The sequence below is a fragment of the Komagataeibacter kakiaceti JCM 25156 genome, from assembly GCF_000613305.1.
The window spans coordinates 1-2,342 of record NZ_BAIO01000372.1; the positions used below are offsets into that span (position 1 = coordinate 1).

The 2,342-nt window shown below is 65.5% G+C and carries 3 protein-coding genes and 1 pseudogene; 2 read left to right on the forward strand and 2 right to left on the reverse strand.

All coding sequences use genetic code 11. The features are described 5' to 3' along the window. Window positions 1-530, reverse strand: a pseudogene (locus tag JCM25156_RS24585) (pyridoxal-dependent decarboxylase); the annotation flags it as partial. 169 nt (window positions 531-699) lie between these two features. Beyond that, window positions 700-1,665 (reverse strand): bile acid:sodium symporter family protein, encoded by a 966-nt coding sequence (locus JCM25156_RS13935; protein WP_025813572.1) that lies wholly within the window; start codon window positions 1,663-1,665, stop codon window positions 700-702. Between the two features lie 88 nt (window positions 1,666-1,753). On the opposite strand from JCM25156_RS13935, the gene JCM25156_RS31310 reads away from it, so the two are divergent. Together JCM25156_RS31310 and JCM25156_RS31315 are read left to right on the forward strand one after the other, a co-directional pair. Then, window positions 1,754-2,038: a hypothetical protein gene (locus JCM25156_RS31310; RefSeq protein WP_025813573.1), complete on the forward strand. Its 285-nt coding sequence runs from the start codon at window positions 1,754-1,756 to the stop codon at window positions 2,036-2,038. Continuing rightward, window positions 1,999-2,223 (forward strand): hypothetical protein, encoded by a 225-nt coding sequence (locus JCM25156_RS31315; protein WP_242402664.1) that lies wholly within the window; start codon window positions 1,999-2,001, stop codon window positions 2,221-2,223. The genes JCM25156_RS31310 and JCM25156_RS31315 overlap by 40 nt, the downstream gene beginning before the upstream one ends. Window positions 2,224-2,342: the final 119 nt, after the last annotated feature.

Genomic DNA, 2,342 nt, shown 5'->3' on the forward strand with positions numbered 1-2,342 from the left:
CGTATCCCACCAGCCTGCGCGTGCCTACGCCGCTGGCGCGCATTTTCAGCCGTCGGGCACGGCGCGGCTGGCGGTGATGACGGCGATCATGTTCGCCATGGAGGAACCGGTGACCAGCAGGCCCGATGTCCCGGTGGGGAAGCCGCACATCTCGGCCGCCCAGCGGATCACTTCGCGCTCGACCTCGATGGGGGCATGGTCACGGCCCCCGCAATTGGCGTTCAGCCGCCCGCCAGCAGTTCGGACAGCATGCCCACCGCCGTCCCGCCGCCATGCACCCAGCCCATGAAACCGGGATGCACGTTACCGGTGGAATACGGCTCCACCAGTTTGCGGAAGCGGGCGTACAGTTCGGCGGGCGGGGTGGGATCGTGGGGCAGCCCGGTGCGCAGTTCCTCACGCAGGGGCGTGGGCATGGGCTGCCAGACGGGACGGTCGCGCAGGGTGGACAGGCGGTCGATCATGTCATCCACCATCTGGTGGCCCAGGGCCCGCAGCGTATCCCAGTTGTCCGGATCCAGTCCTGTCATCTTTCTCCACCATTCATGCAGTTGTCATGCCCCTGGGCACACCATGCGGCCTGTCTACATACCGGGCCGCGCCCCGGTATGCGAGGGGCGATTGACCTGAAGACGGTTTCAAAATTCCGGGGGGCTGTGGCATGGCACATGCCCCGGCCCGGAACGGCATGGCCGGGGTTCAGCCGGTTTCGGGTTCCTGCGCCTGCGTGGCGAAGCGCCGGGCCAGTGTCGCGCAGACGAAAAGCTGCACCTGATGGTAGATCATGAGCGGCATCACGATCAGCCCGATATCGGAAGGCGAAAACAGCACGCTGGCAATCGGCACGCCAGAGGCCAGCGACTTCTTCGACCCGCAGAAAAGTATGGCGATCCGGTCAGCGCGCCCGAAGCCGCTTATGCGCGCCAGCAGGCAGGCCAGTCCCAGCGCAAGAACCAGTAAGCCTGTATCCATCACCATCACACGGCCGATCTGCGCGGGTGGCAGGCGGTGCCACAGCCCCTGGGTCACGGCCTCGCTGAAGGCGGTGTACACCACGACCAGGATCGACCCACGGTCGGAAAAGGCCAGCAGTTTCCTGTGTCGCTGGGCCCATCCGCCAATCCATGGCTGCGCGACCTGCCCGGCGATGAAAGGCACGAGCAGTTGCAGCACGATGGGCAGGATGCCGCCCCCGCCGCTGCCAGCGTGGCGGTTGAACACGAGCCCCACCAGCAGGGGGGTCAGGAAAATGCCCAGTATGTTGGAAAGCGTGGCCGAACAGATGGCCGCCGCCACGTTGCCCCGCGCGATGGAGGTAAAGGCGATGGAGGACTGCACCGTGGACGGCAGGCAGCACAGGAACAGAATCCCCGTCCACATGGCGCTGTCCAGCATGCCCGGCAGCAGCCGGTGCAGGCCCATGCCCAGCAGCGGGAACATGACAAAAGTGCATGACAGGATGGCGAGATGGATGCGCCAGTTCGTGACCCCTTCCGCCACCGCGCGACGTGACAGCCGCGCGCCCTGAAGGAAGAACATGTTCGCGATCATGACAATGGCGAGGGTATTGAACAGATTAACCCCCGCCCCCCGGCATGGCGCTACGGTGGCCAGCGCCACGGTAGCCAGCAGGCAGAGCAGGAAAGTATCAATCTTGCGCAGCATGGGCAGCGGGCTCGGGCTGGATTATCATGGGACGGAAGTAGTATGCCCGATTGCGTCAAGGGCATAATCACGCCAACGTGTAAGGCACATGAAGAAATTATTCATCACAACCGTTCTCGCCACCCTGTCCTGCATCGGGGCGGCACAGGCCACCGCCCTGCCCGCCACCTGTGCAAGGGTGCAGGTTACGGACAGCAGCCAGCCCCATGGCGGCGGCGCCCTGTCCGGGCAGGGATATGATCTGGCGCTGGCGGGCGGAAAGACCAACCAGACCTTTCACGCCACCGATATTTCGGCCAGCGGTACGGGCATGGGGCCGCAGGCCTGCGGGATATGGAGGATATTGCCTCCCTCGTCCTGCTCTCGGTCATGACGGGGCATCATTCCGAGGGGTGTGAGCCGTCCTATTTCGCTTCCGCCGCCGCGCCGGTCATGGACGGGCTGCGCGCGGGGGGCAGTTACGACCTGACATGGCAGGGCGGCCTGCTGACCAATGGGGAAACCAGACTGTCCTTCCGGCGCGCGCACCTGCATCTGGTGGGGGCGAAGAGGCGATAGCGCACCGGCGACACTCACGCTGGAGACACAGGGCGTGGCATAACCGGATCGCGCAATACGCTGCTGGCCAGCGCCCTGCCGCAGCAGGCGACGGCCAAAGCGGCGGTGCCCGGCAGTTC

Bases quoted from the DNA above. Each gene is read 5' to 3' on its own strand.
- JCM25156_RS13935 (WP_025813572.1), bottom strand. From the start codon at position 1,665: ATGCTGCGCAAGATTGATACTTTCCTGCTCTGCCTGCTGGCTACCGTG.
- JCM25156_RS31310 (WP_025813573.1), top strand. From the start codon at position 1,754: ATGAAGAAATTATTCATCACAACCGTTCTCGCCACCCTGTCCTGCATC.
- JCM25156_RS31315 (WP_242402664.1), top strand. From the start codon at position 1,999: ATGGAGGATATTGCCTCCCTCGTCCTGCTCTCGGTCATGACGGGGCAT.